We start from the raw sequence: 5595 nt of genomic DNA on the forward strand, positions 1-5595 counted from the left end.
ATGCTACTCTCAAGTAGTAAAAGATGGAGAGAAGGTTCGGTAAGCGGTTCTCGAAAAAGCAGCGAAAACGGGCCGGCAGAAAGGAGCTTGTGAAACAATGAGACCAATCATAGGTATTTCAACCAGTATCATAATCGACAGCGGCGGAATGTTCCCGCTATCACAGATCGTATGTTAACCGGGACTATGTAAAAGGAGTGCTGGCTGCGGGGGGCGTTCCTGTCATGCTTCCTATGACTGACGACAAAGAAGCCGTAGAGGCTGCGCTTTCCCTGTGCGATGGACTGATTCTATCCGGCGGACAGGATGTAAATCCGCTTTGCTACAATCAGGAGCCTCACAAAACCCTCGGCGAAGTCTGTCCGGAACGCGACGCTTTTGACCTTGATTTGTACAGGCTCGCAAAGAAAAAGACATGCCGGTGCTTGGTATTTGCAGAGGCTCGCAGATCATTGCGGTCGCCGAGGGCGGTACTCTCTACCAGGATCTCTCGCTGGCAGAGACTTCTCTCAAGCATTCCAGGGCACAGTCCGGCGATGCCAAGCCACCATATCCATGTCGAGGAAGGAAGTAAGCTCTTTGATATCGTGAAAGAAAGGAGGATATGCGTAAACTCCTTCCATCATCAGGTAATCAACTCCCGGTGACAGGATGAGAGTCACAGCCAGAGCGGATGATAACATCATCGAAGCGATAGAGCACAAGGATGCGAAATTCGTCCTTGCCGTTCAGTGGCATCCCGAGATGATGCACGCAAGCGACGAGCACATGCTCCATATATTTCAAGGCATTGATACACCACTGCTAGTTTCGTATTACTATTTTATTATCATTTCATTCAGGAGGAATATTATGGAACAGAAAAGAAAACTCGGATTCTGGTCAATCGTTCTTTTGACCATCAACTCAATCATCGGTACAGGGATCTTCCTGTCACCCGGCGGAGTTGCGAAACAAAGCGGTGCGCTTGCGCCGTTCATCTACGTCTGTGCAGCAGTATTTGCGATCATGCTCGCACTTACCTTTGCAAGCGCAAGTAAATACACAAGAGAGGCGGAGCTGCCTACGCATATGTAAGAACAGCATTCGGACAACACCGGTCTCTATGTAGGTATCACAAGATTCGTATCTGCAAGTATCGCATGGGCGTAATGGCGACAGGCGCGTCGGAACTGCCTTCCAGATACTGGGATATCAGAGCGATGCGATTACTTTCGGAATGAGGACGATCGGATTTATCGTTCTCATGGTAGTTCTCTTTTATCATCAATGTCCTGGAACAAAGATTTTCGAGTGGGTATCAAACCTCTCAACGATTGGTAAGTGTGTTGCACTCGTATTTGCAATTCTTGCAGGTATCGTAATCGCAGTGAAGACCGAAACCACATGGGCGAGATAACTGCACTGGTAAATGACGCCGGAGAAAAGGTAGTTCCTCCGATGACGACCGCGGGATTCGTAACTGCCCTCGTAGCTGCCTTCTATGCATTCACGGGATTTGAAAGTGTAGCTTCCGGAGCCGGTGATATGGAAAAGCCTGAGAAGAATCTTCCCAGAGCCATTCCTGTCGCTATCGAATCGTAGCTGCGATTTACTTCGGTATCATCCTGACAGCCATGCTGATCGATCCCGTCGCTATGGTCACAAGCTCGTCAGTGGTAGTGCTTGCCGACGTATTCAAGAGTACGGTTATCAGAAATGTCATCGTCATAGGTGCGTTCGTATCGATGTTTGGAATCAACGTCGCATCGTCCTTCCATACACCGAGGCTTCTCGAAGCCATGGCTCTGAGAAAGCAGGTGCCGGATGTTTTCGCCAAGAGAAACAGCAAGGACATTCCTGTAAACGCATTCATCATCACTGTGCTTTTCGCCATCGTAATTCCTATGGCTTTCTCGTATGACATGAAAGGTATCATGATCATTTCGACGATCGCACGTTTCGTACAGTTTGTACTGGTACCTGTCGCTGTCATCATGTTCTTCTATGGCAAGACGAAGAATCCCACCCTTGAAGGCGCCAAGAAGAATTTCGCAACAGATGTGGTAGTATCGGTGATCTCTCTGATACTCACCGCGCTCCTTCTGTTCAAATTCGACTGGAAGGGAAGCTTCTCTACCACAGCTGAAACAGGAACGTCCCTGAACATGTTTGCAATCGTAGCTATGCTCATAGGATACGTAATCATCCCTGTTCTCGTATACTTCTACGCTAAGGCTCACACCGACAAAAAGATTGCACAGTAACTATATTACGGAGATATAAAAATGGATAAAACAGTATATAACGCATTTGTGGAATTACTCGGTTCCGAACTTCGGCTGGCTATGGGCTGCACGGAACCAATAGCGGTGGCTTATGCCGCCGCGAAGGCAAGGGAAGTCCTTGGGCAGTTCCCGGAAAGAATAGAGATGTATTGCAGCGGGAACATCATAAAAAATGTAAAAGCCGTCACAGTGCCTAATTCCGGCGGCAGAAGAGGTCTCGAAGTCGCATCGATTCTCGGCGCGGCTTTCGGGGATGCCTCCCTGGAGCTTGAGGTAATCAGCAGGGTGAAGGATGAAGAAATAGCGCGGCTTCAAAAGCTGCTTGACAAGGACATCTGTCACTGCCATCTTGAGACGGGAAGGACATATCCTTTAAGAAATGTTCCTAGATACCGTTCCCCGTTCTCTCTATCCGTGTGATGTAGGTGTGTTTTCCGCGATTTCTACAAGAGCACTGTCGGCGCCATGAAATACCTCCGTCCGGATATACAGGTTGTCCTTTCCCGTCTCAAGATGGCAGTGACAGATGTCCTTGTCAAGCAGCTTTTGAAGCCGCGCTATTTCTTCATCCTTCACCCTGCTGATTACCTCAAGCTCCAGGGAGGCATCCCCGAAAGCCGCGCCGAGAATCGATGCGACTTCGAGACCTCTTCTGCCGCCGGAATTAGGCACTGTGACGGCTTTTACATTTTTTATGATGTTCCCGCTGCAATACATCTCTATTCTTTCCGGGAACTGCCCAAGGACTTCCCTTGCCTTCGCGGCGGCATAAGCCACCGCTATTGGTTCCGTGCAGCCCATAGCCAGCCGAAGTTCGGAACCGAGTAATTCCACAAATGCGTTATATACTGTTTTATCCATTTTTATATCTCCGTAATATAGTTACTGTGCAATCTTTTTGTCGGTGTGAGCCTTAGCGTAGAAGTATACGAGAACAGGGATGATTACGTATCCTATGAGCATAGCTACGATTGCAAACATGTTCAGGGACGTTCCTGTTTCAGCTGTGGTAGAGAAGCTTCCCTTCCAGTCGAATTTGAACAGAAGGAGCGCGGTGAGTATCAGAGAGATCACCGATACTACCACATCTGTTGCGAAATTCTTCTTGGCGCCTTCAAGGGTGGGATTCTTCGTCTTGCCATAGAAGAACATGATGACAGCGACAGGTACCAGTACAAACTGTACGAAACGTGCGATCGTCGAAATGATCATGATACCTTTCATGTCATACGAGAAAGCCATAGGAATTACGATGGCGAAAAGCACAGTGATGATGAATGCGTTTACAGGAATGTCCTTGCTGTTTCTCTTGGCGAAAACATCCGGCACCTGCTTTCTCAGAGCCATGGCTTCGAGAAGCCTCGGTGTATGGAAGGACGATGCGACGTTGATTCCAAACATCGATACGAACGCACCTATGACGATGACATTTCTGATAACCGTACTCTTGAATACGTCGGCAAGCACTACCACTGACGAGCTTGTGACCATAGCGACGGGATCGATCAGCATGGCTGTCAGGATGATACCGAAGTAAATCGCAGCTACGATTCCGATAGCGACAGGAATGGCTCTGGGAAGATTCTTCTCAGGCTTTTCCATATCACCGGCTCCGGAAGCTACACTTTCAAATCCCGTGAATGCATAGAAGGCAGCTACGAGGGCAGTTACGAATCCCGCGGTCGTCATCGGAGGAACTACCTTTTCTCCGGCGTCATTTACCAGTGCAGTTATCTCGCCCATGTGGTTTCCGGTCTTCACTGCGATTACGATACCTGCAAGAATTGCAAATACGAGTGCAACACACTTACCAATCGTTGAGAGGTTTGATACCCACTCGAAAATCTTTGTTCCCAGGACATTGATGATAAAGAGAACTACCATGAGAACGATAAATCCGATCGTCCTCATTCCGAAAGTAATCGCATCGCTCTGATATCCCAGTATCTGGAAGGCAGTTCCGACCGCGCCTGTCGCCATTACGCCCCATGCGATACTTGCAGATACGAATCTTGTGATACCTACATAGAGACCGGTGTTGTCGCCGAATGCTGTTCTTACATATGCGTAGGCAGCTCCGCTCTCTCTTGTGTATTTACTTGCGCTTGCAAAGGTAAGTGCGAGCATGATCGCAAATACTGCTGCACAGACGTAGATGAACGGCGCAAGCGCACCGCTTTGTTTCGCAACTCCGCCGGGTGACAGGAAGATCCCTGTACCGATGATTGAGTTGATGGTCAAAAGAACGATTGACCAGAATCCGAGTTTTCTTTTCTGTTCCATAATATTCCTCCTGAATGAAATGATAATAAAATAGTAATACGAAACTAGCAGTGGTGTATCAATGCCTTGAAAATATGGAGCATGTGCTCGTCGCTTGCGTGCATCATCTCGGGATGCCACTGAACGGCAAGGACGAATTTCGCATCCTTGTGCTCTATCGCTTCGATGATGTTATCATCCGCTCTGGCTGTGACTCTCATCCTGTCACCGGGAGTGTTGATTACCTGATGATGGAAGGAGTTTACGCATATCCTCCTTTCTTTCACGATATCAAAGAGCTTACTTCCTTCCTCGACATGGATATGGTGGCTTGGCATCGCCGGACTGTGCCCCTGGGAATGCTTGAGAGAAGTCTCTGCCAGCGAGAGATCCTGGTAGAGAGTACCGCCCTCGGCGACCGCAATGATCTGCGAGCCTCTGCAAATACCAAGCACCGGCATGTCTTTTTCTCTTGCGAGCCTGTACAAATCAAGGTCAAAAGCGTCGCGTTCCGGACAGACTTCGCCGAGGGTTTTGTGAGGCTCCTGATTGTAGCAAAGCGGATTTACATCCTGTCCGCCGGATAGAATCAGTCCATCGCACAGGGAAAGCGCAGCCTCTACGGCTTCTTTGTCGTCAGTCATAGGAAGCATGACAGGAACGCCCCCCGCAGCCAGCACTCCTTTTACATAGTCCCGGTTAACATACGATCTGTGATAGCCGGGGAACATTCCGCCGCTGTCGATTATGATACTGGTTGAAATACCTATGATTGGTCTCATTGTTTCACAAGCTCCTTTCTGCCGGCCCGTTTTCGCTGCTTTTTCGAGAACCGCTTACCGAACCTTCTCTCCATCTTTTACTACTTGAGAGTAGCATAAAAGACGCCGGCGTTCCAAATATGTCATGTGTCGCCAAAATAGATTTTTTTTAAAGAAATATCGTCAGAATTGACAAAAACCCGCGTTTTACTGTATGATAAAGAAAATTGTTCTAAATATGAACAATTTAGACCGCAGTCAATTTTTATGAAATTTTATGAAACTTTTATGAAACCGTTAGCGAG

At 48.1% G+C, this 5595-nt stretch carries 8 protein-coding genes and 1 pseudogene; 6 read left to right on the forward strand and 3 right to left on the reverse strand.

Features of this window, described 5'->3' with window-relative positions; genetic code table 11:
- The first annotated feature begins 197 nt into the window (after positions 1-197).
- The 6 genes and pseudogenes from FYJ34_RS15710 to FYJ34_RS11560 all read left to right on the forward strand — a co-directional run bounded on the left by FYJ34_RS15710 (position 198) and on the right by FYJ34_RS11560 (position 2687).
- Positions 198-647 carry a gamma-glutamyl-gamma-aminobutyrate hydrolase family protein gene (locus tag FYJ34_RS15710; protein WP_465244906.1) on the forward strand — a complete coding sequence of 150 codons (450 nt, stop codon included), beginning with the start codon at positions 198-200 and terminating at the stop codon, positions 645-647.
- A 4-nt stretch (positions 648-651) separates the two neighbouring features.
- A pseudogene (locus tag FYJ34_RS15195) lies at positions 652-711 on the forward strand (hypothetical protein); the annotation flags it as partial.
- A gap of 141 nt (positions 712-852) precedes the next feature.
- Complete coding sequence (locus tag FYJ34_RS13255) at positions 853-1077, forward strand: amino acid permease (protein WP_235899509.1); 225 nt, start codon at positions 853-855, stop codon at positions 1075-1077.
- Positions 1078-1386: 309 nt separating this feature from the next.
- Positions 1387-1584, forward strand: coding sequence for a hypothetical protein (locus FYJ34_RS13600; RefSeq protein ID WP_268878951.1), 198 nt, complete (start codon positions 1387-1389; stop codon positions 1582-1584).
- A gap of 53 nt (positions 1585-1637) precedes the next feature.
- The gene (locus FYJ34_RS13260; protein WP_268878952.1) at positions 1638-2246 is read left to right on the forward strand and encodes an amino acid permease; all 609 of its coding nucleotides are present in this window, start codon (positions 1638-1640) and stop codon (positions 2244-2246) included.
- Positions 2247-2267: 21 nt separating this feature from the next.
- Positions 2268-2687 carry a hypothetical protein gene (locus FYJ34_RS11560; RefSeq protein WP_154478928.1) on the forward strand — a complete coding sequence of 140 codons (420 nt, stop codon included), beginning with the start codon at positions 2268-2270 and terminating at the stop codon, positions 2685-2687.
- On the opposite strand, the gene FYJ34_RS11565 is transcribed toward FYJ34_RS11560, so the two are convergent.
- From FYJ34_RS11565 to FYJ34_RS11575, 3 genes are read right to left on the reverse strand one after another with little or no spacing between them, the layout of a single operon-like run.
- Positions 2676-3128 (reverse strand): hypothetical protein, encoded by a 453-nt coding sequence (locus tag FYJ34_RS11565; protein WP_154478929.1) that lies wholly within the window; start codon positions 3126-3128, stop codon positions 2676-2678. The genes FYJ34_RS11560 and FYJ34_RS11565 overlap by 12 nt on opposite strands.
- Before the next feature lie 21 nt (positions 3129-3149).
- Positions 3150-4550, reverse strand: coding sequence for an APC family permease (locus FYJ34_RS11570; RefSeq protein ID WP_154477779.1), 1401 nt, complete (start codon positions 4548-4550; stop codon positions 3150-3152).
- 44 nt (positions 4551-4594) lie between these two features.
- Positions 4595-5311 (reverse strand): gamma-glutamyl-gamma-aminobutyrate hydrolase family protein, encoded by a 717-nt coding sequence (locus FYJ34_RS11575; RefSeq protein ID WP_154477781.1) that lies wholly within the window; start codon positions 5309-5311, stop codon positions 4595-4597.
- Positions 5312-5595 lie beyond the last annotated feature (284 nt).

The organism is Suipraeoptans intestinalis (assembly GCF_009696485.1).
GTDB lineage: Bacteria > Bacillota > Clostridia > Lachnospirales > Lachnospiraceae > Suipraeoptans > Suipraeoptans intestinalis.